The organism is Pseudoalteromonas sp. APC 3691, assembly GCF_030408135.1.
Classification (GTDB): domain Bacteria; phylum Pseudomonadota; class Gammaproteobacteria; order Enterobacterales; family Alteromonadaceae; genus Pseudoalteromonas.
Window position 1 is genome coordinate 40,028 of sequence record NZ_JASDCB010000020.1, and the last position, 23,101, is coordinate 63,128.

General features: G+C 37.2%; 24 protein-coding genes, 1 tRNA gene and 1 pseudogene. 6 read left to right on the forward strand and 20 right to left on the reverse strand.

What is annotated here, in order from left to right; translation table 11 throughout:
• Positions 1-27: 27 nt before the first annotated feature.
• The 9 genes from tolB to QL998_RS08755 all read right to left on the reverse strand — a co-directional run bounded on the left by tolB (position 28) and on the right by QL998_RS08755 (position 9,917).
• Positions 28-1,386, reverse strand: coding sequence for a Tol-Pal system beta propeller repeat protein TolB (tolB, locus tag QL998_RS08715; protein ID WP_290192533.1), 1,359 nt, complete (start codon positions 1,384-1,386; stop codon positions 28-30).
• Between the two features lie 9 nt (positions 1,387-1,395).
• Positions 1,396-2,322, reverse strand: coding sequence for a cell envelope integrity protein TolA (tolA, locus tag QL998_RS08720; RefSeq protein WP_182195910.1), 927 nt, complete (start codon positions 2,320-2,322; stop codon positions 1,396-1,398).
• A gap of 4 nt (positions 2,323-2,326) precedes the next feature.
• Positions 2,327-2,755, reverse strand: coding sequence for a protein TolR (gene tolR, locus QL998_RS08725; RefSeq protein WP_002960641.1), 429 nt, complete (start codon positions 2,753-2,755; stop codon positions 2,327-2,329).
• On the reverse strand, positions 2,742-3,446 hold the full coding sequence (tolQ, locus tag QL998_RS08730; protein WP_002960643.1) for a protein TolQ: 705 nt from the start codon (positions 3,444-3,446) through the stop codon (positions 2,742-2,744). The genes tolR and tolQ overlap by 14 nt, the downstream gene beginning before the upstream one ends.
• 977 nt (positions 3,447-4,423) lie before the next feature.
• A complete protein-coding gene (ruvB, locus tag QL998_RS08735) occupies positions 4,424-5,431 on the reverse strand; it encodes a Holliday junction branch migration DNA helicase RuvB (RefSeq protein ID WP_007580382.1) in 1,008 nt (335 codons plus the stop codon).
• A 7-nt stretch (positions 5,432-5,438) separates the two neighbouring features.
• Complete coding sequence (ruvA, locus tag QL998_RS08740; protein ID WP_182195908.1) at positions 5,439-6,056, reverse strand: Holliday junction branch migration protein RuvA; 618 nt, start codon at positions 6,054-6,056, stop codon at positions 5,439-5,441.
• Positions 6,057-6,058: 2 nt separating this feature from the next.
• Positions 6,059-6,583: a crossover junction endodeoxyribonuclease RuvC gene (gene ruvC / locus QL998_RS08745; protein WP_002960649.1), complete on the reverse strand. Its 525-nt coding sequence runs from the start codon at positions 6,581-6,583 to the stop codon at positions 6,059-6,061.
• Positions 6,584-6,712: 129 nt separating this feature from the next.
• The gene (locus QL998_RS08750; RefSeq protein WP_182195906.1) at positions 6,713-9,214 is read right to left on the reverse strand and encodes an FtsX-like permease family protein; all 2,502 of its coding nucleotides are present in this window, start codon (positions 9,212-9,214) and stop codon (positions 6,713-6,715) included.
• Positions 9,204-9,917: an ABC transporter ATP-binding protein gene (locus tag QL998_RS08755; RefSeq protein WP_007580378.1), complete on the reverse strand. Its 714-nt coding sequence runs from the start codon at positions 9,915-9,917 to the stop codon at positions 9,204-9,206. Before QL998_RS08755 ends, QL998_RS08750 begins: the two co-directional genes overlap by 11 nt.
• On the opposite strand from QL998_RS08755, the gene QL998_RS08760 reads away from it, so the two are divergent.
• Positions 9,918-10,541, forward strand: coding sequence for an arylesterase (locus QL998_RS08760; RefSeq protein WP_182195904.1), 624 nt, complete (start codon positions 9,918-9,920; stop codon positions 10,539-10,541). It begins immediately after the preceding gene.
• A 110-nt stretch (positions 10,542-10,651) separates the two neighbouring features.
• Positions 10,652-10,728: transfer RNA gene (locus QL998_RS08765), tRNA-Pro, on the forward strand.
• A gap of 204 nt (positions 10,729-10,932) precedes the next feature.
• Here the strand turns inward: QL998_RS08765 and QL998_RS08770 are convergent.
• From QL998_RS08770 to QL998_RS08790, 5 genes are all read right to left on the reverse strand, one after another.
• The gene (locus QL998_RS08770; protein ID WP_182725280.1) at positions 10,933-11,997 is read right to left on the reverse strand and encodes a replication initiation protein; all 1,065 of its coding nucleotides are present in this window, start codon (positions 11,995-11,997) and stop codon (positions 10,933-10,935) included.
• A gap of 77 nt (positions 11,998-12,074) precedes the next feature.
• Positions 12,075-12,293: a helix-turn-helix domain-containing protein gene (locus QL998_RS08775; protein WP_182725279.1), complete on the reverse strand. Its 219-nt coding sequence runs from the start codon at positions 12,291-12,293 to the stop codon at positions 12,075-12,077.
• A 286-nt stretch (positions 12,294-12,579) separates the two neighbouring features.
• Positions 12,580-13,059: a dual specificity protein phosphatase family protein gene (locus QL998_RS08780; protein ID WP_182725278.1), complete on the reverse strand. Its 480-nt coding sequence runs from the start codon at positions 13,057-13,059 to the stop codon at positions 12,580-12,582.
• A gap of 31 nt (positions 13,060-13,090) precedes the next feature.
• Positions 13,091-13,459 carry a hypothetical protein gene (locus tag QL998_RS08785; protein WP_182725277.1) on the reverse strand — a complete coding sequence of 123 codons (369 nt, stop codon included), beginning with the start codon at positions 13,457-13,459 and terminating at the stop codon, positions 13,091-13,093.
• 88 nt (positions 13,460-13,547) lie between these two features.
• A complete protein-coding gene (locus QL998_RS08790; RefSeq protein ID WP_182725282.1) occupies positions 13,548-13,739 on the reverse strand; it encodes a hypothetical protein in 192 nt (63 codons plus the stop codon).
• 92 nt (positions 13,740-13,831) lie between these two features.
• Between QL998_RS08790 and QL998_RS08795 the strand changes: the two genes are divergently transcribed.
• From QL998_RS08795 to QL998_RS08810, 4 genes are all read left to right on the forward strand, one after another.
• Entirely contained in the window at positions 13,832-14,095 is a 264-nt protein-coding gene (locus tag QL998_RS08795; protein ID WP_165723918.1) for a helix-turn-helix transcriptional regulator, read from the forward strand.
• A gap of 19 nt (positions 14,096-14,114) precedes the next feature.
• Positions 14,115-14,630 (forward strand): hypothetical protein, encoded by a 516-nt coding sequence (locus tag QL998_RS08800; protein WP_290192534.1) that lies wholly within the window; start codon positions 14,115-14,117, stop codon positions 14,628-14,630.
• 503 nt (positions 14,631-15,133) lie between these two features.
• Positions 15,134-15,355, forward strand: coding sequence for a hypothetical protein (locus QL998_RS08805; RefSeq protein ID WP_054206549.1), 222 nt, complete (start codon positions 15,134-15,136; stop codon positions 15,353-15,355).
• On the forward strand, positions 15,348-16,229 hold the full coding sequence (locus QL998_RS08810; RefSeq protein ID WP_182725276.1) for a site-specific integrase: 882 nt from the start codon (positions 15,348-15,350) through the stop codon (positions 16,227-16,229). The genes QL998_RS08805 and QL998_RS08810 overlap by 8 nt, the downstream gene beginning before the upstream one ends.
• A 658-nt stretch (positions 16,230-16,887) precedes the next feature.
• Here the strand turns inward: QL998_RS08810 and QL998_RS08815 are convergent.
• The 6 genes and pseudogenes from QL998_RS08815 to QL998_RS08840 form a co-directional block, all read right to left on the reverse strand.
• Positions 16,888-17,631 (reverse strand): hypothetical protein, encoded by a 744-nt coding sequence (locus tag QL998_RS08815; RefSeq protein WP_290192535.1) that lies wholly within the window; start codon positions 17,629-17,631, stop codon positions 16,888-16,890.
• 82 nt (positions 17,632-17,713) lie between these two features.
• The gene (locus tag QL998_RS08820) at positions 17,714-19,318 is read right to left on the reverse strand and encodes an AAA family ATPase (protein ID WP_290192536.1); all 1,605 of its coding nucleotides are present in this window, start codon (positions 19,316-19,318) and stop codon (positions 17,714-17,716) included.
• The gene (locus QL998_RS08825; RefSeq protein ID WP_290192537.1) at positions 19,315-20,256 is read right to left on the reverse strand and encodes a retron St85 family RNA-directed DNA polymerase; all 942 of its coding nucleotides are present in this window, start codon (positions 20,254-20,256) and stop codon (positions 19,315-19,317) included. Before QL998_RS08825 ends, QL998_RS08820 begins: the two co-directional genes overlap by 4 nt.
• A gap of 276 nt (positions 20,257-20,532) precedes the next feature.
• The gene (locus tag QL998_RS08830) at positions 20,533-21,783 is read right to left on the reverse strand and encodes a tyrosine-type recombinase/integrase (protein WP_290192538.1); all 1,251 of its coding nucleotides are present in this window, start codon (positions 21,781-21,783) and stop codon (positions 20,533-20,535) included.
• 515 nt (positions 21,784-22,298) lie between these two features.
• Positions 22,299-22,546 (reverse strand): annotated as a pseudogene (locus tag QL998_RS08835) (hypothetical protein).
• A gap of 318 nt (positions 22,547-22,864) precedes the next feature.
• Positions 22,865-23,101, reverse strand: a 237-nt coding sequence (locus tag QL998_RS08840; protein ID WP_165738038.1) for a transposase, incomplete at its 5' end; no start/stop codon positions are given.

The window sequence follows — 23,101 nt, forward strand, 5'->3', positions numbered from 1 at the left end:
ATTCCTATTTTGAGTAAACCAGTAATATTACTGTAAGTATGGCGACCAAGCTGGCGCCTTTACTTGTCCGTCTAGCACAGGTAACCGTGCTTTAAAGCGGCCGTCCATCGATACTAGCGCAAGTACCTGTTTATTATTATGGAGCGTGCTGTATATAATCATCGAACCATTTGGCGCTATGCTCGGTGATTCATCTAGGCGTGTTCTCGTTAATACTTGAAACGCGCCTGTAGCCAGCTCTTTCTTAGCAAGATGGTACTGCCCGTTGGTACGGTTAACCATCACTAATTCTTTTCCATCTGGTGTTATAGAACCAGCAAGGTTCATATCACCATCAAAGGTGAGTCGTTGTGACCTACCTGTTTTTAAATTTAACTTATAAATCTGAGCATTACCACCCCTTTCAGATGTAAACACAATATCTTGGCCATTAGGGTGCCAAGATGGCTCAGTATCTATGCTACGATGATTTGTTAAGCGTGTTTCTTTACGTGTAGCAAGGTCAAGCATGTAAACTTCTGTCGCACCCGTCTTATCCTTAGAAAGCACTAATAATAGCTTTTTACCATCTGGCGAAAACTGCGGTGCACCATTAATACCACGGTAGCTTGCTATTATTTCACGCTTACCTGTGTATATATCTTGAATGTAAATTTGGCTTTGACGGTTTTCAAACGTTACATACGCTAGTTTAGTACCATTTGGTGACCATGCTGGCGACATTAATGGTTCTTTTGAACGAAGTAATACCTGTTCGTTAAAACCATCGTAATCAGCAACGACTAGCTGATAAGGTTTAGCCTCGTTATCACGTACTATTACATAGGCAATTTTAGTTAAAAACGCGCCCTTTTCACCCGTTAGCTTTTCATAAATAACATCACTAATGCGGTGTGAATAACGACGAAAACCACTCTCGCCAATAACACTTTCACGCGCTTCTAAAATATGATCTTGGCTTTTAACTAACTTACCGTTACTCATCATTTGCGTATTGCCACCAGTAATTTGGCCACGAATCACATCAACTAATTCATAACGGACTAAATAACGCCCATCAGTTTGTTGTTCAACCTCACCAACAAGAACAGCTTCAACACCTTTATTAACCCAAGACGCATAATCAATTTCGCCATCTTTACTTGGCTGTTGCGGCATTTGCGCCACATCAACAGGTTTAAACTTACCACTGCGCATTAAATCGGCAGCAATAACACCACTTAGCTTTTCAGGGATTGGACCAACACCTTGGTATTTAAAAGGTACAATGGCTATAGGCCTTGCACCGTCTACACCTTCTGTTATTACAATTTCAAGCGCTGCATTGGCAACACCCGTAAACCCAAACAGTAAAACTAAACAGGCTATTTTTATTTTGTTGAACATATCATTCCTTTAAAATTCTGGCTTGATTGTTAAATTAATATTCTTAAGTTTTTCGAATACGTCTTTATCTTTAGATACCGGTAATGTGTCAGCCATGCGCACTGCTCTTAATGCAGCTTCACATACTAGCTTGTCTCCACCTAATGATTTAACTTGCGTTACTAAACCATTAAAGCCCAAACGAATATTAACTCGGCACTGTTGGTTTTTCATTTTTTCATCAATCAGTAAGTTTTGCTGAATACGCGCCATAATTAATGCACGGTACTTATCCACTTCGCTCACCACTTGTTGCTGACGTATTTTACTACGGGCAGCCTGCTCTTTGGCAAGTTGCTCTTGTAACATTTGCTCTTGCATTGCTTGCTGGCGTTTACGTTCGGCCTCAGCAGCACGCTCTTTTGCTTCCTCTTCACGCTTTTTGCGCTCAGCTTCTGCTTTTTTAAGCGCTTCTTCTTCAGCTTTGCGTTTGTCAGCTGCTGCTTTTGCTGCGTTTTCAGCTTCTTGCTTTTGCTTTTCGGCTTGCTTAGCTTTAGCACGCTCTTTTTGCTCAATGGCACGTGCTTTTTTAGCTTCTGCCTCGGCTTGCGCTTTTTCTTTCTCTTTCGCCTTTCGCTGTTGCTCTAACTTTTTAATATTACGTGCTTCTGATTCGCGTTGCTTGCGTGCATTGGCCGCTCTACGTTCTAAATCACGGATACGTTTATCTTCAGCACTTTTTTTATCTTTTTCTTTCTTTTGAAGTTCAGCAATTTTTTGCTCAACTTGTTTTTGATCAACTGTAACGGCTGATACCGCTTTATCTGGCGTAGGTATAGCCGAATTTAGCGTTACTTCCATTACTTTAGGTGTTGGCGGATGAATATTTGCAGAAGCATACAAAAATCCACCAATCCCTAAATGAAGTACTATTGATTTTACTACTGAACTATTCATACAGCTACTTCCCCTCAAAGGATTCAGTCATTAATCCTACTGATGGTACGCCTGCATTTTTCAAAAAATCCATTAGTAATAATACTTCTTGATACGACACCTTACCCGAGCCTTTAATCATGACTGGCACGTCAGGGTTTTTCATTAGCTGTAATTTTATAACCGCAGCTACATCAAGTGCTTCCATAGGCTCTTCAGGATCAGTACCTACACTCACGTAATATTTACCTTGTGCATCTATTGAGGCAATAATAGGCGGAGTATCTTTAGTATCAACTAAATCAGACTCTTCCATTTTGGGTAAATCAACTTTTACACCATGCGTAATAAGCGGTGCTGTAGCCATAAATATTATAAGTAGTACCAACATTACATCAATGTAAGGTACTACATTAATCTCTGCGACCGGACGGCGCTTTTTACGCTGATACATTCGCTTGTGCCTCTATTTGTGTAGCTGCTTGACGGTGTAAAATATTAGCAAACTCTTCCATAAAGTTAATATAGTGAGACTCAAGCTTTTCAACACTGTTTGAAAAACGGTTATAAGCAATAACAGCAGGGATCGCCGCAAATAAACCCATAGCAGTGGCAATAAGTGCCTCTGCAATACCAGGTGCTACCATTTGTAATGTAGCTTGCTTAACTTCACCTAGTGCAATAAAGGCATTCATTATACCCCACACTGTACCAAACAAACCGATGTACGGACTTATAGAACCTACTGTTGCTAAAAACGATAGGCTAGATTCCATTTTTTCAATTTCACGAGAAAGCGCAACACGCATAGAGCGGTGCGTTCCTTCCATAACAATACTCGCACTTTGAAATGTATTCTTTTTATGGCGAGCAAACTCTTTAAAGCCCGAAGTAAACAAAGCTTCAATGCCTTGAGACTGACCGCTGCGTGACGATATCTCGTTATATAATTTGCTTAAATCAATACCCGACCAAAACTTTTGCTCAAATTTCTTAGCATTTATTAGCGCATCCGATATTGCTTTTTTACGTTGAAATATAATTGTCCACGACATTACAGACATGGCAACTAGCCCTAACATTACTAATTGAACAAGCAAACTTGCTTCTAAAATTAGATCTAAAAAATTAAGCCCTGATCCCACGTTAAACTCCTAAATAATTTCAAAATACGGCAAATTGGTTAATTTGTGTAAATATGACCGCTTACACGGCCAAAAGTTGCATCTAGTGTATCTAGTCCATTTCAAGCTGACAACGGTATTGCTATGAATAGGCAACAAAAAACGTTAAAAAACAGCTTTAGTTGGCATTTCCCTTTGCCTCAGTATTTTATTTAAACTTTTAAACAAACTCGCTAACTGTAAATATGCGTAAATATATACATGAAACGTCATAAAATGCGCCGTTTATTCAAAATAAGAGCATAAACACTCAAAACCTATAAGCCTCACCTGTACGTAATAGTAAAACTAATACCGAGCTATAACGAAATAAATTACTTAAGTTATAAATTTCATAAACTTATAAATTTAACGATTAATTAACGCACAAGATTCAAACAACAATAAAATTCACTAAATTAGTTTTTCTAATCTGAAAATACAAATTTTCTAGTTTGAACAAAAAAGTAAACTTACGTATCATTCTCCCATACCGAGCTAGCGCACTGAATGAGATAGTTTCATTAAGCCAAGTTCTTAGTAATAGGATATTTTATCGTATTACATTGTTTTACTCTTTCTGGATAAAACCAAATTCAGTAAAACGTAGTTCCCTGGATTACTTCCTTCAACTTGTTGTTTGCCCGCATTTTTTGCGGGCTTTTTTTTGCCTACAATTTAGTGCGCTACATACTTTATTTATAAACTAATAATTGCCCTACCTATTTTACAATAAGTAATCCGGTTACTAGTTTGAATGGTACGCAGGATAGCTTCGCGAGTCTTAACGCCCTGTGAATTAACAGTTAACTATAAAGCGTATAAGTATTTTGAAATAACATTTGCAACAGTGTGCTGAGGTTTTGGGTAAAATACCAGCCGTATAAATATTTGAAAGAAAGGGATACTGAGTCAATTACCTGCTGCGCAATAAACCACAGCAAGTAATATGTATGAGGCTAGTCTTTTTTAGGAAGTAAACCAAAGTGATGGTATGCACTGTCAGACACTATTCGCCCACGCGGAGTACGCTGAATAAACCCTTGCTGAATTAAAAACGGCTCTATTACATCTTCTATTGTTTCACGCTCTTCACCAATAGCTGCAGCTACATTGTCGAGTCCTACTGGGCCGCCCATGAATTTTTCAATTATGGCGAGTAAATATTTGCGATCCATATAATCAAAACCACTTTTATCTACATCAATCATATCAAGCGCTTGCTTAGCTACTTCGGCATTTACTGTACCGTCAGATTTTACCTGTGTGTAATCGCGTACACGCCGTAATAAACGGTTTGCAATACGTGGTGTACCACGTGAACGTTGTGCAATTTCGGTTGCGCCGTCGTCACACATTTCTAAACCAAGATAATGTGCAGAGCGCCCTACTATGTGCGACAAATCTTCTACAGAATAAAACTCTAATCGCTGCACAATACCAAAACGGTCACGCAGTGGCGATGTTAGCGAGCCTGCTCGCGTAGTGGCACCAATAAGTGTAAATGCAGGTAAGTCTAATTTAATAGAACGCGCAGCTGGGCCTTCACCAATCATTATATCAAGCTGGTAGTCTTCCATTGCTGGATACAGTATTTCTTCAACTTGCGGGCTTAGCCTGTGTATTTCATCAATAAACAGTACATCGCCTTCTTCTAAATTAGTAAGTAACGCAGCTAAATCGCCTGCTTTTTCAAGTACAGGGCCGGATGTTGTTTTAATACTTACGTGTAATTCGTTGGCTACGATATTTGCAAGCGTGGTTTTACCTAGCCCTGGTGGGCCAAATATTAATAAATGATCGAGCGCTTCACCACGGGTTCGGGCAGCTTCAATAAAAATTTCCATTTGCTGCTTAACATGAGGCTGGCCTCTGTAGTCGGCTAAAAGTTTTGGTCTTATTGCACGATCTATAGAGTCTTCATTTGTTTTTTCAGTCGCATCAATTAAGCGATCCGCTTCAATCATGGGTTACTCACAACATTGATTTTAAAGATTCTCTAATAAGAACCTCAGTAGACATATCGGGTTTGCTTATCGATTTTACTGCTTTTTGAGCTTGTGGCAATTTATAACCTAATGCAAGCAGTGCCGATACGGCATCATCGGCTGCGTTATTAGCTATTGTCGCATCGCTCATTGGCTCTATTACTGCGCTGTCGCTAAATGGCATAAATAAATCATTACCCCAATCTTTTAATCTGTCTTTCATTTCGAGTACTAAACGCTCGGCTGTTTTTTTACCTACACCCGGTAATTTAACTAGCGACGTTGAGTCTTCGTTATTTACACAGCTTACAAATTGCTTTGCCGACATGCCCGATAAAATAGCTAAGCCAAGTTTTGGACCAACGCCATTTGCTTTTAATAGCTCTCTAAACAAGGCGCGTTCAACTTTATTATTAAAACCAAATAATAATTGAGCATCTTCACGCACTACAAAGTGGGTGTAAACAATCGCGTTTTCACCAATTTTTGGTAAATCGTAAAAACAGGTCATTGGCATTTGTACTTCGTAACCTACACCACTTACTTCGAGTAATATTTCTGGTGGCTGTTTTTCGACTAAAATACCATTTAAGCGGCCTATCATAGTTATTTCCTTAAACGTCCTCTAACGGTTTTGCTTGCGCTACCCGCTAGTTTAATTAAATTTTGTTCTGAGTGAGCGTGGCAAATCGCAATAGCGAGTGCATCAGCTGCATCGGCTTGTGGCGTGCCAGGCAACTTTAAAATATTTTTTACCATGTGTTGCACTTGTGTTTTATCTGCACCACCGTTGCCTACTACTGCTTGCTTAATTTGCCTAGCTGAGTATTCAAATACGGGTAAGTCGGCCATTGCAGCGCCAACAATAGCCGCGCCTCTAGCTTGGCCTAGTTTTAAAGCAGAATCGGGGTTATGCGCCATAAATACTTTTTCAATCGCAAAGGTTTCTGGCGAAAATTGCTCAATAAGCTGTGTAATGCCTTGGTAGATCATTTTAAGCCTAACCGGAAAAGGATGATCGGCTAACTTAATACAGCCACTGCCTAAGTATGTAAATTTAGAACCTTGGTGGGCAACAACGCCATATCCGGTCAAACGTGAACCAGGATCGATCCCTAAAATAATGGCCAAACAGCACTCCATTGTTATTATTTTTAAATTACGCTAATAATGCCAGAGCACTGTATAAATTACCAGTACAAAGAAAACAAAAATGCCCACGTGTTAGGTGGGCATTTGAAGGAGCATGTTAGTTTAAGCTTACCCTAGAGCGCGCACTAACCCTTGGGTATTTTGTTTAAGTGTTCGGGCAATCATTAAATAACCTAAACCGGCCACAAACACGCCACCAGCTACCGGACCAATAACCCATATATGCGGATGCAACTTACCTGCTAGGTCAAACATTTGTTGTTGCACAATTAAAAGCGCTATATCACTAAAAAATGCGGCGACTAAACCAGCTAAACCGCCTAGTAATAAAAACTCATAAAGGGTCGCGTTTTTGATTAATCGGCTTTTAGCCCCTAGCGTTCTGAGTATTACAATTTCTTGCATACGCTCACCTAAACTAGCTTGGACTTGCGATATAAGTACAAGTGCGCCACACAACACAACAATTGCAAGTACAAAGCCAATGGCGAGTGATACTTGCGAAATAGTTGTTTGTATTTGCTTAACAAAGTTATCAATATCAATTGCTGTAATAGTAGGATAAGTACGCAATAACTGGCTAAAGTCGCGCTTTTGCTCTGGATTTATACGTACCGATGAAATATACGTTGCCGGAAAATCTGCAAGTACATCTGGGCTTAAAATAATAAAAAAGTTAGGTTTAAGCGTGGCCCAATTAACTTTGCGAACACTGGTGATTTTAGCATCGAACGACTGCGAACCAATTAAAAATGTAAGCGTATCGCCTATCTCAACATCTAAACGCTCAAGCATCGACTCCTCTACTGAGGCTTCAGCCATCGCATTTTCACCAAACCACTTGCCTTGTGTAACTTCATTTTGGTCAGGCACATCTTTAAGCCATGTAAGGTTTAGCTCACGGCCAATACCTGCACGGGCTTCTTCGTCTTTTTTCTCATTGTCTTGCAGCGATACAGAACGTGCTACCAACTCGCCGTTTACCGCATTTACGCGCCCACGAATAGTTGGATAAAACTCTGATACCTGAATATCTTTTTGAACTAAATATTCATTAATTGGCTCAAGTTCGTTTTGCGTAATATTCACTAAAAACGCATTAGGTGCATCGCTTGGTAACTGCGATTGCCAATCAGATATCATGTCGTTTTTAAGTACCACTAAAAACAGCAGTAATTTAATCGCTAACGAAAAACTAATTAACTGTACCGCGTTCACATTTGCACGTTTTTGAATAGATGCAATTGCAAGCGACCAACTGTTACCTGGCTTTAAGCCAAGTTTTCGACTGCCACCAAATATTAATTTAGATATCAAAAACAACACACCAATTAGGGCAAGCGTTGAGGCAAACAAAATAAGCGTTATTTTTATGTTGTTACTAAATAACCACATTAATAAAAACACGGTTAGCGCACTCATTCCTAAATGCACACGACTTACTGCCAATTTGTCACCTAAGTTACGGCGCAGCACTCTAAGCGGTGGAATATCAAATAAATCAAACAACGGCTTAATAGAAAACATAACAGCACAAATTACGCCAGTGCTAATAGCCACCAGCCACGGCTTAAAACCACCTAGAGGTAGCTCTGTGCCCATACTTTTTGATAAGTAACTTGTTGCTATTTCTTGCAAACCATAACCAATTAACAGCCCAATACTTACCGCCATTGCACACACAAGCAATAAATGAAGCATGTATATTTTACGGATCATTGAGCGGCTACCGCCTAGCGTTTTCATCATCGCTACTGGGTCATATTGGCGTTCACAATAACGTTTTGCTGAAACGGCTATAGCCACTGCGGCTAAAATAATACCTAATAGGCCGGCAAGTAATAAAAAGCTCTCTGCACGGTTTAAACTATTTGAAATAGGTGATTGACGGTCTTTAACGCCGTACCATTGTTGGTTTTCTTTCATTTGTGGTTTAAGCCACTCGTAAAAGCTATTTATATCGGCCTCACTACCTGCATAAAGTTGGCGATAATAGACACGACTACCTGGCTGCACAACTTCGGTTTTTGCCACATCGTCAATATTAATAAGCACGCGGCGGCTGCTCGAAAATACATTAAATGGCGCATCAGGTTCTTCTACAATAACCTTTGAAACATTAAATAATGCAGCGCCAAGCTCTACTTGCGCGCCTATATCAATATTTAAACTGTAAAATACTGATTCACTTAGCCACACATTACCAGGCGTTGGTCCACTATTAGCAACCTTAGTTTCACCTGTTAGGGTATCTTTAACTTTTAACTGCCCTTTTAGCGGGTACGCATTAGATGCCGCTTTTACTGAGCTAAACTGCATTTCATCATCGGCAAACAACATAGTGTCGAAATACACCATTTGTGCCGTTTTTAAATTTTGGCTTTGTGCTTGAGTAATAAAGGCCGTATCAAGAACATGATCGCTGGCAAGTACACGGTCTGCTGCAATAAAAGCACTGCTTTTTTGCGCAATACTTTGCCCTATTCGCTCAGTAACCATAGACAGTGTAAGCACGGTTAAAACAGCAAGGGCGATAGCTGCGCTTATAACTGTTAACTCACCACGGCGAAATTCTCGCGAAAACAACTTAAGCGCTAACTTAACCCACATTAGCAACGTCCTCTACTTGGCTTTTTACCAGTAAACCCGCTTCTATTTGAATAATGTGCTCACATTTTTGTGCAAGCCCTTCATCGTGAGTAACCAAAATAAGCGTAGTACCGTGTTGCGTGTTTAAATCAAATAATAAGGATTCAATCATTTTACCGTTTTTGCTGTCTAAATTAGCCGAAGGCTCATCAGCAAACAGTATTTTAGGTGTACCAATAAATGCTCGCGCAATAGCAACACGTTGCTGTTCACCGCCAGAAAGTTGCGACGGGTAATGATCAATTCGATGGCTCAAGCCTACTTTTTCAAGCAAAACAATTGCTTGCTCTTTTGCATCACTTTCGCCAGCAAGTTCTGCTGGTAGCATAACGTTTTCTAGTGCAGTTAAGCTTTGTACTAACATGAACGATTGAAACACAAATCCAATTTTAGCCGCGCGCAGTGCAGCACGCTCTTCTTCATCTAAATTGTGTAATGGCTCGCCATCTAAAAATATTTCGCCGCTACTTGCGGTATCCAGCCCTGCTAATAAACTGAGTAACGTTGATTTACCAGAGCCCGACGTGCCAACAATAGCAACAGACTCGCCATGCTTGACATTAAAGCTGATGTCGCTGAGGATGGGCAGCTCACCTTCAAAGGTAGAGACTACTTTAGACAAACCATTAACCTGAATTATATTTAATTGAGAAAGCGCTGACATATGACTCATTCAATCCTTCGTTTAGTATTCATTTTATTTTTAGTTATCAAACCGCTGAGCGCAGCAGCCGACAACACGATTTTAATACTCGGTGACAGTTTAAGCGCAGCCTACGGACTTCAACAAGAAGAAGGCTGGGTAAAATTGTTACAAGATAAATACGATGACGAACACGCCGACATTGAACTTATCAACGCCAGTATTAGTGGCGAAACATCTGGTGGAGCCCTACGCCGTTTAGATGCATTGCTTGAGCAATACGAACCCACTCATGTACTTATTGAGCTAGGTGCTAATGACGGTTTACGTGGTTTTCCAGTCAAAAAAATGCAAACTAACTTAACGTCTCTTATTCAAAAAAGCCAAGCAGCTAATGCGATGACCGCCTTAATGGAGATTTACATTCCCCCTAATTACGGCCCGCGTTACAGTAAAATGTTTACAGACACTTTCTCGCGCGTTAGCGAAGAAACAAATGCGCATTTAATGAACTTTTTTATGCTAGATATTGCCAGCCAATCTGAGCTGATGCAAAACGATAGTTTACACCCTAACAAAAAAGCTCAGCCATTAATACGAGATGAGATGTATGACTCGATCAAAAAGTGGTTAAATAAAGACTAGCCAATTAATACACCGCAAGAGTGCCTTTTTAGGTCTCTTGCGTAATAAACACCCAAACAAACAATCGCTTATTGATTTTTAAAAAAATACACGTACTATTGCATACAAATCGGTATGTGGCGCAGCTTGGTAGCGCACTGTCATGGGGTGGCAGGGGTCGAGAGTTCGAATCTCTCCATACCGACCATTTAATTTATTTAAATATTAAGTACTTATAATTTAAATAAAATACATACTGCTACACGTACACTAAATATTATTAATACATGTAGCATATATGTAGCTTCACTACTTACAGCTAATTCAGCTCGTTCATATGTAGTTATTAGATAACTTTAATATGTAACATCATGTCCTATCTTATTTCCTAATACCCTGATGTGCAGCATAATTAACATATTTCTAGTAGATGTTTATATTTAGCAACAGCTTGTCGAGTCATTCCTATTTCGTTGGCTATAAGTACCTGTGAAGGCTTTTTCCCTTCACTTTGTATCTTCGTTATTGCTCTAGTAATTTTTTCCTCTGTGTTTGTTCTACGTGCTTTGTGTGTAAACTTAGCTCCCTGCTGTTGAGCAAGTTTTTTAGTTACGATCTTAATTTGCAGTAAAAATAGTCCGGCTCTCCCACGGTTATTTGACGAGCTATATTTGAACCAAGTGAAATTAGCCACACTCTTAACAATCCCTTTCAATTCGGAGTGGTTTAATGGGTGGGTTTTAGGAAGGTCTGACGAACTGAACTCATTACAAGACTGAGCAATATTAAATAAATGACTTTCCCATTGTTCATATGTCCAATTCTCTTTCGCATAATTAATACGTTCGTATGCTATGAATCTAAGCTCATGAAATACCATACAGTTTCGCGACTCAGCGACTAAAGACCAATCAAAGTCATATCGGCGTTTTTTTGTCACCTTTGTTAAATAATTATTTAATTCATTTAGACTATATTCATGTGCATGAAGGAAAGATGTATTCCAACTCGAATTTAAAGGGTTTTTACTCAAGGGGCCGTAATAGGATGTATCAGCGCCTAATTGCAATGTCATCCCCTTTCTTACATCATCTAAAAATCTGACTGGTTTTTCACACGATGCATTTGATGAAGGTACAAATTGAACTGCATAAAATAGATGCGCGCCACCAACTACTTTAGAGCTATCAGCTCGGTCTAAGCCACTTACAATTATATTTGGAGGCGGTAATAACTTATCTTCCCAGCTAAAAGTGTTTTCATCATCAATGTCAAAAACCAACCAGAACACGATGTTTTTAGGGTTTATCTGAATATATTTATGAGTTTTTAACGCTAAATCACCATACCGATAACGTGCTTCATGTTTTATATCTGCACTAAGTGTTCTAGGTGGTGTGGTTTGAAATAATCGTTGTGTTAAAAGCAACTGAGCACACTTATTCTCAACCATTAATGGCTGTACTGCTGAATTCATAATAAAAATACCTATGTCAAAAGTAATCAACATGGCAGGCAAGAAGTTTAATTTGCTATGCCTGCCATACTAGCAAGCTATGTGCGGTCACCATATTTGCGAAGCCAAGTATCTAAAGTCGACTTTTCAAATAGTAATTTGTTACCTAACTTAATACTTTCAGGCGAAAGTTTTTTAGCTAACTGGTGATCCCCCGCTTTTAAAGCGGCTTTACTTTTATTACGAATATTATAAATATGTTGAGTAGAACAGCTTAAATAAGCAGCTGCTTGTTGAGCGGTAATATACCCAGGCATAACAATCTCCAATACGTTAAAGAAGCGAAGAAATGCGCCACATAGATATGGCTTAATTTCATACACAAACGTGTATGTACCTCGTTACGTATTGAAGGCAGCCCGTAAGCGCCTGTTTTTTCACTGTGAAAGTGATAAGTAGAATGTTCTGAACTTAATTAAATAGGGAAATTTCTTCGCGTTATAAATAAGCATATAACATATGCTTATTTATAAATTTAAATTACTTAGGAGTATAAATCAAGCAATTTAGCCTCTAACGGGTTTGAACTTTATAACGCCCTCTTTATAACCAACGTTGTTGAATGTAGCCCAAATTTCCAAATTTAGGTTTATATTCACTGTAGTAGTTTTCACGAAATACTTTATCCGCGTCTTCCCTATCTATTAAACCATTTTCAAGCAAATACATTAAAGCAATAGATGGGCTTCGAGATTCACCTAAGCTGCAATAGATAAATACTTTTTCTTCATTGTCTAAAGCTCTTTTTATAAAGCCTAACGCAGGATCGATCATTTCATTACTTACATATGCAGGGTTATCACCATCAATCATGTTTAAATAAATCGCTTCCTCCGTTTCTTTAAATAAGTAGTAAGGGTTATCTTTGTTGCATCCCCTGCCACTCCAACCAACAACAGATTGGTGAGTTACATGACCATTTGCTCTGTTTAAAGCACAAACAATTTTCATGCCCTTTGATTTGGCAAGCTCATATTCTTCTTTAGTACCTACGTAAATTTCTAAATCGCCAATTCTTTTCATAATAAATCCCTTTAAATTTTGTTTGTGCCGCTTAATGAATTACTGAAGGCTGGATTTTCAAACTATCACTGCAATCATCACAAAGCATAAGCATCCACTTAAACACTGATTGAACATGTGCCTCAGGGTAGTAATTATCAAACTTCTTCACTTTTTCTGATCGATTATAAAACGATGAAAAAGACTCTAGTTGTATATCCCAAACCTCTGATTGCTCGTTACTATAATCGTAAAACATGAAGTCTAAGGTAAGTAACTCACTAAGCACTTGTGCTTCATTAAGCTTACTTAGGTTATTTCTAATCGATAATAATTTATCACGGCTATTATCCTGACCTTGCAGTCTGATAAATAAAAAATCAATCGCGGGTAAAAATGCATAAACGTTAAAATTAATCATAAAAAACTACGCAGCTTTTCAACTGCGTAGCCTGTATTTTGTGTAAAAACCCACTTAACAATTGCACTTAACAAAGCAACTGTCAAAACTATTTGTAGAACTCACCACGACTATGAGTGTCTCGCGCTTCTTGCTCTGTGTAGCTATCACCGCAATGATCGACATTTCCAGTTCCATCATTGTATTCATCAATGAACTTATCCTGCTCAGACTTATCATCAACATCCAGCAAAATATCAACCGTAACGGCCCCTATAAACTTAACTGCTTTCCAGAACATTTGCTTCACTCGCTTCCATCTAAGTATTCCTTAGTATCGTGAACACATTAAAGCTAAGAAACTCTTAGTTTTCAAGTTAAGAATTTAATATAATGAAAACGAATGATGGTTCACCGTTTCCAAAACGGCTAAAAGAGGCAAGACTAGCAAAAGGACTTTCGCAAAAAAAACTAGGAATACTGGCAGGTATGGATCAGTTCGCGGCGTCGCCTAGAATGAATCAATACGAAAAAGGCGTACACTCACCCGACTTTCAAACAGTGCGCGCGTTAGCTAAAGTATTAGAAGTGCCAACAGCATTTTTTTATTGTGAAGAGGATGCACTAGTAGATTTAATTCTGCACTTTAAAAAATAAACTAACCGAACGGATATTTATGAAAAAAGCAGTAAGAGTTAAATTGATTTTGTATATTTCACTATTTATCTGCTTAATTATCTTCCCATTTAGCTTGTTCAAAGGATGGATATTTATTGCATATCCATCCCTTTTAATAGGCTTTACAATACCTTTCATATTACTTTTAGAGCATGATATTGAGAAGTTTCTAAAAGGGATATTTTTAATTTTATATGGGATTTTTTGGGGTGCAGTAATCCCAGAGGTATTCAGTGAGTATATGAATGGATACTTTGCCCAACAATTTGAAATTTTCAAAAATTTAGCTCTTTTTTCTTGTACCGGCGCTGGCGGCAGCATTATAGCTTCTCATTCAGAAACAGAAAGTAAGAATAAAAAGATCGAAAAAGTTGTTATTGATAAAACAGAAAAAATAGAAGAGCTAATATGTAGCATAGATAAACTGAGAAAAATAACATATCGAATCCACGCCATATATGGAGTAATTATTATATTAGTTATTCTCATCATAGTTTCAAATAGCATGCTTTAAAATACCTCTAAGAATACCAAAGCTTTATTTTCTAACAACATATAGCAAATTCATTTTTAAAGAGAGGCATCATGAGCAATAGCCTCTCTTTAAACATTGGGGCTTCGCCCCTGTCCCCCGCTATGTCGAAGCCGAAAATCGGCTTACACATAGCGGGGGACAACACATTCATACCCTTATACGCAGGTTTTATTTGCAGATTGAAAAATATTTCTAAAGTGGTAACCTTATTGCTACTGAAGCTCTAACGAGCCAGAAAAAAACAGGCGCTATTCTGCTGCCTTCAACACGTAGTAACGAGGTAAATACTATCTTTTTAAAGGTAGTAACCAATCAAAAACGGCGCACTCCAGCTGCTGACAACACGTAGAAATGAGGTTAATAATCAGGCGAGATCAGTCCGAGCCTTTCGCATATGCGAAAAACAGGGGCGAATAGGCTTAAGTGCCGCTGAGCTTTATTGCCAGTCAATCTTACAACCTTAATACGACTGGAGTCACACCATGAAATTCGATGCACTAATCGAAGTCCAAAAACTAAAATTTGAAAGTAAGTTAATCGCTGGAAGCCGTAAAAAAGCATCTAAGCTTGATAAACATAAATTCGAGCTAATAGAAATTTACAAGCAAGGGTCAAACATTGTCGAGCTTCAGCGCTGGCTAAAGCGTAAAGGTATAAATGCTCATTGGTCAACAATTCAAAGATGGATTAAAAAACATGGCTAAATTTGCGAAACCAAAAACTCAAGCACACAATGTCATAAAAGGACTTACAAAAAGTAAGCTTATAAAGTCTCTTGGAACTGCCAGAAACTACGAGCAATCACTTAACACCGTTGCCTCTTGGGCTAAAGATATTGGCATAAACGGTATTCAGGCAATGACCATCGAGCAAGCACTCAATTATTTAGATTACCGTAAAGAAATAGTGGGTCAAAAGTCACTGGATATGGAGCGCCAAGCTATACAAGCAATGATGAGGCTAAACGGCAAACTTAAAGACAAACAAACGCTTCCTGTTATTAAATCAATTAATCAGCAAATTCTTAAATCACGCGCCTACACCACAGAGCAAGTACAAATAATAAGTAAGCACCAAACATCTAAATATTCATTATCAACACAAATAGCACTCTCTTCGGGGCTTCGTGCGCATGAATTATTGACCATAGCCAAAGTTGAAGAGCGCAAAGCAGATAAACGGCCAGCTTTTGATTCAAAATGGTCTGGTAGAAACGGTGTGCTATATACCGTGACAGGCAAAGGAGGCTTAACACGCGAAGTACTAATACCTCACGATTTATCAGCTAAATTAGAACTTCGTAAACTTAAACAACCTGCCACTGTTGTTGATAGAAAAATAAACTACTTACAGCGCTACGATATAGGAGGCGGTAAAAAATGGTCTGATTCATTTAATAAAGCATCAAACCGTACGCTTTCATTTTCCAACGGTGCTCACGGCCTTAGGCATAGCTACGCACAAGAAAGGCTATTAGAGCTGATACTTAATCAATATCCATATCAAATAGCATTAGAGACAGTTTCACAAGAGATGGGGCATTTTAGACCTGAAATAACTGAAGTTTATTTGCGTTAAATTAAAAAGCTACCATCAAGATAGCTTTAATTTCAAACCTTATTTATTTCTTTGAAGACTTACTAGGTTTTAATCCTGGGGTGTTCCCCGGAGTGTTTTTGTTATCACGTCTACGTTTATCAGGTTTGCCAGTTGAATCAGCAATTGGTTTTGGTCCTGGTTTAAGAGCCATAATCGTTATCCTTTCAATTAAGAGGAAGTCCCTCAATTATGAGTATAGCTTTAAATAAGAATTTAGAGGTTGTAATTGATAAATAGTTAATTTTCACTAAATTGAAAAGGTGTAATTTTGAATTGAACCTGAAAATCAAGCATTATAGATACGTTAATATAATTGCTTTTAATACCTCTTTTGGCGCACTGAGACTAGGTAGGTTTCAATTAAAAGTATTAAGTGTTCATCTTAACCGCCTCCTACTCTTTTCTACAGGTGCACATGAAATTTGAGACGGTTAACATGAAATGGTGCATTTCAAGCCTGAGATTGCCGAAATATGTCTAAGATTGAATGAATTTTTGTATATTTTTCAAAGAAACTATAGAACTAATTTTCACCCTAAAATACCAACATTTACACTTAGATCTCTATCTGGATAGTGTTATGAACATCCAAGGTAATAACTGTTATCTACTTATTTTTCACTTTAAAAATGATCAATTATAAACCTAAGGCTTCTCTCATTTTTGTTTTTATTCTCTTTAATTCCGCGTAAGTTACTTTTAAAAGTGGATATAAGATACAGCGCGTTGAAGTTGAAAAAAAAGCTTCTTTTGACAAAAATTCATTATCTACATTAATTAACAGCTGACATAATTTTTGGTCTGAAATCAATTCTGCATTTAAAGGTACTTCGTATTCTACATTGGGTACCTTAAGCTCAATTAACCTTTGTTTAAACACATTTAAGTTATCTACACAAAAACTCGTAAAGTTTTGTATTCGCAAGAGTCGTAGATAAGGTAATGAATGAGAATACCTACTACTGGTTCCCCCATTCAAATAAAGCACTGTTGAACTCGCTTTACCTAAAACATCAGCATTCCCTACAACATCTTTCGTTTTAGCCATACCATTATGATCAAATGTTATGTAGTCATTTACGGAGTATTCTTCTGATGATGGATCTAATAAGGAAATATCGACTACATCACCAGCTTCATCTCTTATTAGTAATTCTTTTTTTTCTTTTGCTAAGTTACAGCCTTCACAAGCTTTATGTAGGTTGTACCAGCTATAACCTAAATGAGAAAAGTGCTTTTTCGGTAAAAAGTGCTCTACATTATACCTTTCGACAGAAATGTCATTCTCACAAATATAACACTTATCAAAATAAAGTAAGTTTAGACTTCGTTTAACATCATTATGAGCATAAACAGATGGTGAAACAGTTGTATGAGACAAAAGCTGTCTCCTATTAGCATCTGTAAGGTTATTCAATTTATTCGGTATAGGAACCCCACCTCTCAACACTTTCCTCAAATGGTTATCCTCCTTTAATTTCGCCAATAAGTTCTTCATTTGCAAAGGCTGACATATGAAGAATAAGCTTTTCTTTTGCTGCTGAAGTTTGACTTAGCTCAAGGTATATTTCTCTCATACGAGTTATATTTTTGTCTTCATTGATTAGCATGGTCTTGAACTCAGCTAATAAAAGCATGACGTCTTTAGAGAAGCCTCCATCGTATTCAAATATAATGTTTGTAATACTATCGATGTCCATAGCATAAAACGTTTTATCAAAGACATCATTAGAAGGCAAACTGATTACTTGAGATAGCTTTGGAAGTCCACGAACAACAAATGGACTATGTGAAGTCACTATAAATTGTATATTTGGAAAAGTATTAGACAATGATCCAATATACAATTCTTGTGCTTTTGGATGCAAATGCAGATCTACTTCATCTATTAAAACAATTCCTTTAGCGCTCAAAGGATTATCTTTTGCTGGATTTAAAAGACATAGTCGTCTTGAAATATCAGCAACTAAAGAAAGCATACTTTTTTCACCCTGAGACAATTGAGTAACTTTTAGTGTCTCGTCGTCTTTATCAATTATCATATCCAAAGGATCTCTTTGAATCGTTAAGTTTGAAAAGCCTGGTAAAAATGTATAAATTGCACCTCTAACATTATCAATAATTCTATTATCAACACTTAGTTTTTTATCTAAATTTTTCTTTCTGATATTTATCGCATTTTGTAGGCTATTAAAAACATGATCTTTACTCTCACTATCAGGGATAGACTCTAAGAGCTTTAAAAACTCTTTAGAATTTAGCTGTTCTTCTCGTGATTTAATATCTGCTTTAAGTTCAATGAGCTCTTTTTCAGTAGAGTTTTCGATTTCCACTAACTCTTTAAACCACCTAAAAAAAAGTTTAAAGTCGGCCTTACCATTTAAAGCTTTATGGTAGCCTTTGGCCTTATTCCATATTTGTTCATCAAGAATTTCCTCGGACTTCTCTATATCTTTAGTTGTTACATCTAAAGCTCTATCGACCGTATAAAAACAAAGTAGTGGATAAGAGGTATTTTTATTGTGACTATTTACCAATTCATAAATTGATCCAATTTGGTTAATTCCTGTGTAGTCACCTTTAATTTTTTTACTGAGTTCTCTGCTTGAAGCTAGTTCCATTTTAAATGGTTTATCATCAAATAAATATTCAACATTGATTTTAGCAAAGTCTTCAGAATTACTGATTTCAGGCTCTTCAATAACATCGCCATTGCTCGACTTTCGCATTAATCTGGGTGTTAAATGCGAGAATGACTTTTTAATTGCTTCTAAAACAGTAGACTTCCCGCAACCATTATTGCCAACCAAAACGGTTATATTTTTATTTTTAGAAAACGTTAAGTTTAGATGGTTACTACCACGATAATTAGTTAGTTTGAGTTTTTCTAAACGTAGATTATCAGAGTTGACTTGTTGAGAGCACCTTAAGCCATAATCAATTTTTTCTTTGTTGTTAATATCTACTTTTTCGTTTTCAGACTGAGCCAGTTGATATGATGCTAAAAAATCACCTTTTTCAGACTTGCTTTTTAACAACCGAACTGTTGAGGAAACTTTATCACTCATTTTGTTGCTCCATCAAAATATTTTATAGAATGTAGCGCAGCTGTACCATAGCGCTTTTCTAGCCTATAAATAAACTTCGGTTCAATATGCGTCGCAAATGAAATTAAACCCTTTAAATGATAAATGTCACTACTAGACAAACTATTACTAATGTACTTGTGAATAAGTGCTGAGATATACTTTTTCTTATGCCTTCCAATAGATAATGTATTATTGTTTGCTATTGTAATACCTGTAATGTGTCGGTTATGCCCTTTTGATGAAAAAACAGTCTTATCATGGTTTATCGTAAGTTTATGGTGAAAGCATTTTGAAAGTAACTCAGGTATAAACTTTATCACTTCAGCTAAAACGCCGGCTAAACTAGTTGATAACACGAGATCATCAGCATAACGTGAGTATAAGACATCATTTTCATTACAATAATCATCCATAAGCCTATCAAACTCGAACATTATTATATTTGAAATATATGGTGAACTCGGCGCCCCTACACTTAATACGTAATTTGTATTTCTTTTTCTAGCTCGATTCCAAAATAAAAACTCTGATAAATAAAGAATTTCACTTTTTTTAAGGTTAATACCTCTATTAATAAGAGCTTCATGAAGTAAGTCTGGAGTTATACTGTTGAAAAAGTCTCTAAAGTCAACTTTTAAAAGGTATTCAGAGCCTTTATGCTTTTCAGCATGCTCTTTAATTCCCCTACCCTCTATATATGCTGATGCTGCATGGTGGGGTTGAACTAACTCAGAGAGTAACTTAACAATATAAGTCTGAATTTTTTTTACTTGTGGAGTTGGCTGCGCAATTGTTCTAAAACCGATCGTCTTTTTCGGTATTTTATATACTTTGTAATGCCTAGAAGGATATTGATTTAAAAGCTCGCTGCATCCTTCAAACTTGCTATTTAACTTATTTATTAAATTTAATTTCATAATATTAATTAGTAAAAAGGCGGTGTTCTCACACCGCCTTTTGCCCTTTACAAGTAGCCGCGGAACAGAATTTTTGATCCGTAAACGGCTGTGAAGAATGAACAACGGATTACGGAACAAAAATTTTGTTTCGCAACTTTAAATGTTGAACAATAAATTAGAGTTTAGTGCTACACCAAACTAGATTAATAAAAATCCATATAACGCTAAAGAGCACTTTAATTTTAATATAGGCAGCTTAGATAAGCAACTTAACTAACTGAATTATGTGAAACCTTATAACTTCCTACCCCACTCTTCCAAAGCTTTGCGACGCTTGTCCATATACGTCTGCATATTATAAACGCCCTGAACTCCTTGTAATTGATGGTTTAGTATTTTTTCAATCACTATTGGATCTGTTCCAATATCAGTATCACCTAAGCGAGTAGCGACTGTTCTTCTTAAATCGTGAGGTACGAATTTTGGGACTCCCAATTGTTCTAATTTACGGCTAATGGAGCGCGATAATGAATGCCTATCAATAGGCTGCTCACCTGGGCCTGATTTATTAGTTGTTGTACTCGGAAATACATATTTAGAATTGAGATAGCCAAATGCTGCCCGTAACTCATCAAGCAAAATAACCATATTTTGAGTAATCGGTACTTTATGGGTTCTTTCGCCATCTTTGTTTTGTTTTACGCGATCGGCTGGGATTGTCCATATCATTTTGTCAAAATCAAACTCTTGCCACTGTGCGCCTGTAACTTCTATTGGCCGACACCCTGTTAAAGTAATACACTTCAATGCGTAAATAACTTGCTGGCTAACACCTAGCTTTGGTAAGCGTTCAAAGACTTGAATCACTTCGTCAAACTCAAGCGCTCTGGTTCTAGACTTTTCAAGACCGCCTACGCTTTTCTTTTTAACTGTGCTAACAGGATTTCCTTGCATAAGATCCCGCTCAACACCAAAGTCGAACATTTGTTTTAAAATAGAGAGTGTTTTATTTGCTTGGGTATTTGAACCCCGATCTTTTATTGGATCAAGCACCTTATTAAGAATATCACGCCGAGTTATCTCTTTGAGCTTATAATTACCGATAAAGGGCAAGATGTCTTTTTTGAACATTCTAATTACAGGATCTACGTCTTTTCGGTTAACTTTAATGTCTCTTTCAATAAACTCTTTAGCAAGTTCATCAACGGTTGGTGATGTATCTTCGATAAACTGCCGCTTTAGTGATAGCTGCTTTGTTTCGTATACGTCTTCACCTAAAGCAACTCGCCCTTTTAAACTTTCAACTTCCTTGCGAACATCTTTTAAATCACACTCGCCAAAGTACCCTAAATGGTAATTACGCTGTTTACCTTTGATGCCACCAAAACGATAATTTAAGTAAAGTGCAATTTTACGCTTTTTATCATTTTGTGTTTTGCCTACACGTGCATGAAAACCACTTAACTTTGTGTCATTTATCCGTTTAATAGGTTCAGGAACTGAGCTTAATAACGAATCAGTCAATAACATTTTCACGACAGACATATGTAGCACCAAATATTAAATATAAAGTACATGCAGCATATATGTAGCACCACCTGTATTCAACTACTTAATTTTACTTAGAGCTAACCTTTACTAATAAATTCAATTTAAATGAATTATAACAACAACTTAAAATAAAATCTTATTCTACTTATAGCTACTTACTTCTACTTAAATCTAATCTCAACTTCTATGGGGTGGCAGGGGTCGAGAGTTCGAATCTCTCCATACCGACCATTTAATTACCCCTGTATTAATAAGTTAAACTTCTCTTCAAAAATGTAGCCAAAATTTACCTGTATTAATTCTACAATTTATCTGTAGCACTACCTTATTTATCAAAGCACACTTAATAAAACAGAATTTACCTAGCAAGTCTTGTAGTTTTTGAGTGGGTTGTATTTAAATGTTATTACCTAGAAGTGGCCTTTGTGGAATCTACATAAAGCCATTTAATTTCAATATTATTGAAATTAAAATAAAAAAGCGCTCTAAGCGCTTTTTTTATTAAAGTACTAGTGCTTGCGCCCTACACCATTACGTACCATGTCTTGCCCTGTTTGGAATATGTCTTCTGTAATACCGCGCGCTAAAAGCAGCTTTTGTTGGTCGTCAAACACGGCTACAAAACGACTACCATCACTATTGTTTGTTGCCATACCAACACCGGCAACACCTTTAAGTCCAAAACCACCGTTTTCTACATTAATAAAAAGCTTTCTAATTCGGCTAGACTAGAAATTACATCATTTTCTTTATTCATTTTAACACTCTTTTAGTAAGGCTTTTAAATCATTATGGTGGCTATTTTATAGAGAAGAGCCAAAAACTTAAACCCTTGGCTCATATATGGTCTCCTCCAGTATTGCAAGGTGTCATTCAACGATAGCAGGGACAGGTTTGCTGTCATATATACGGTCTTTTAGTGAAGATTATTACTTCTGACCTTGATGTAATCCGCGCATATTGTCCTGATCAGGTTATCGGTATTTACTACCACTGAACTCTATAGGTTTTCAATATGCAGGTTTGACCTGTTATGTCATCGTTTTAGCCACTTACGCAATTCTTTGAAGAGTATTTATACGGGTGAGTAACTCTCACCTGAAGCGCTAATAGCCCAAGCCATTCTCGCCATCTTGTTGGCATAAGCTACACATGCTCGATTATGCCCTCGAGTTTGAACCAGTCGGTTTATCCATTGACTTAATTTATCATTCTTCGTTTTTGCTCTTGAGACAACCGCTTTTGCTCCTTGGATCAACAGGCACCTTAAGTAGCTATTTCCTCGCTTACTTATCCCAAGTAAAGTATCTTT

What these genes read in the sequence shown, in the direction of transcription:
- tolA (WP_182195910.1), bottom strand. Translation starts at nt 2,322, where the DNA reads ATGAATAGTTCAGTAGTAAAATCAATAGTACTTCATTTAGGGATTGGT.
- QL998_RS08810 (WP_182725276.1), top strand. Translation starts at nt 15,348, where the DNA reads ATGGCTAAATTTGCGAAACCAAAAACTCAAGCACACAATGTCATAAAA.
- QL998_RS08825 (WP_290192537.1), bottom strand. Translation starts at nt 20,256, where the DNA reads ATGAAATTAAATTTAATAAATAAGTTAAATAGCAAGTTTGAAGGATGC.
- QL998_RS08820 (WP_290192536.1), bottom strand. Translation starts at nt 19,318, where the DNA reads ATGAGTGATAAAGTTTCCTCAACAGTTCGGTTGTTAAAAAGCAAGTCT.
- ruvA (WP_182195908.1), bottom strand. Translation starts at nt 6,056, where the DNA reads ATGATAGGCCGCTTAAATGGTATTTTAGTCGAAAAACAGCCACCAGAA.
- QL998_RS08830 (WP_290192538.1), bottom strand. Translation starts at nt 21,783, where the DNA reads ATGTCTGTCGTGAAAATGTTATTGACTGATTCGTTATTAAGCTCAGTT.
- QL998_RS08750 (WP_182195906.1), bottom strand. Translation starts at nt 9,214, where the DNA reads ATGTGGGTTAAGTTAGCGCTTAAGTTGTTTTCGCGAGAATTTCGCCGT.
- QL998_RS08760 (WP_182195904.1), top strand. Translation starts at nt 9,918, where the DNA reads ATGACTCATTCAATCCTTCGTTTAGTATTCATTTTATTTTTAGTTATC.
- tolB (WP_290192533.1), bottom strand. Translation starts at nt 1,386, where the DNA reads ATGTTCAACAAAATAAAAATAGCCTGTTTAGTTTTACTGTTTGGGTTT.
- QL998_RS08785 (WP_182725277.1), bottom strand. Translation starts at nt 13,459, where the DNA reads ATGATTAATTTTAACGTTTATGCATTTTTACCCGCGATTGATTTTTTA.
- QL998_RS08770 (WP_182725280.1), bottom strand. Translation starts at nt 11,997, where the DNA reads ATGAATTCAGCAGTACAGCCATTAATGGTTGAGAATAAGTGTGCTCAG.
- QL998_RS08805 (WP_054206549.1), top strand. Translation starts at nt 15,134, where the DNA reads ATGAAATTCGATGCACTAATCGAAGTCCAAAAACTAAAATTTGAAAGT.
- ruvB (WP_007580382.1), bottom strand. Translation starts at nt 5,431, where the DNA reads ATGATTGAAGCGGATCGCTTAATTGATGCGACTGAAAAAACAAATGAA.
- QL998_RS08775 (WP_182725279.1), bottom strand. Translation starts at nt 12,293, where the DNA reads ATGCCTGGGTATATTACCGCTCAACAAGCAGCTGCTTATTTAAGCTGT.
- tolR (WP_002960641.1), bottom strand. Translation starts at nt 2,755, where the DNA reads ATGTATCAGCGTAAAAAGCGCCGTCCGGTCGCAGAGATTAATGTAGTA.
- QL998_RS08780 (WP_182725278.1), bottom strand. Translation starts at nt 13,059, where the DNA reads ATGAAAAGAATTGGCGATTTAGAAATTTACGTAGGTACTAAAGAAGAA.
- QL998_RS08800 (WP_290192534.1), top strand. Translation starts at nt 14,115, where the DNA reads ATGAAAAAAGCAGTAAGAGTTAAATTGATTTTGTATATTTCACTATTT.
- QL998_RS08755 (WP_007580378.1), bottom strand. Translation starts at nt 9,917, where the DNA reads ATGTCAGCGCTTTCTCAATTAAATATAATTCAGGTTAATGGTTTGTCT.
- QL998_RS08795 (WP_165723918.1), top strand. Translation starts at nt 13,832, where the DNA reads ATGAAAACGAATGATGGTTCACCGTTTCCAAAACGGCTAAAAGAGGCA.
- QL998_RS08790 (WP_182725282.1), bottom strand. Translation starts at nt 13,739, where the DNA reads ATGTTCTGGAAAGCAGTTAAGTTTATAGGGGCCGTTACGGTTGATATT.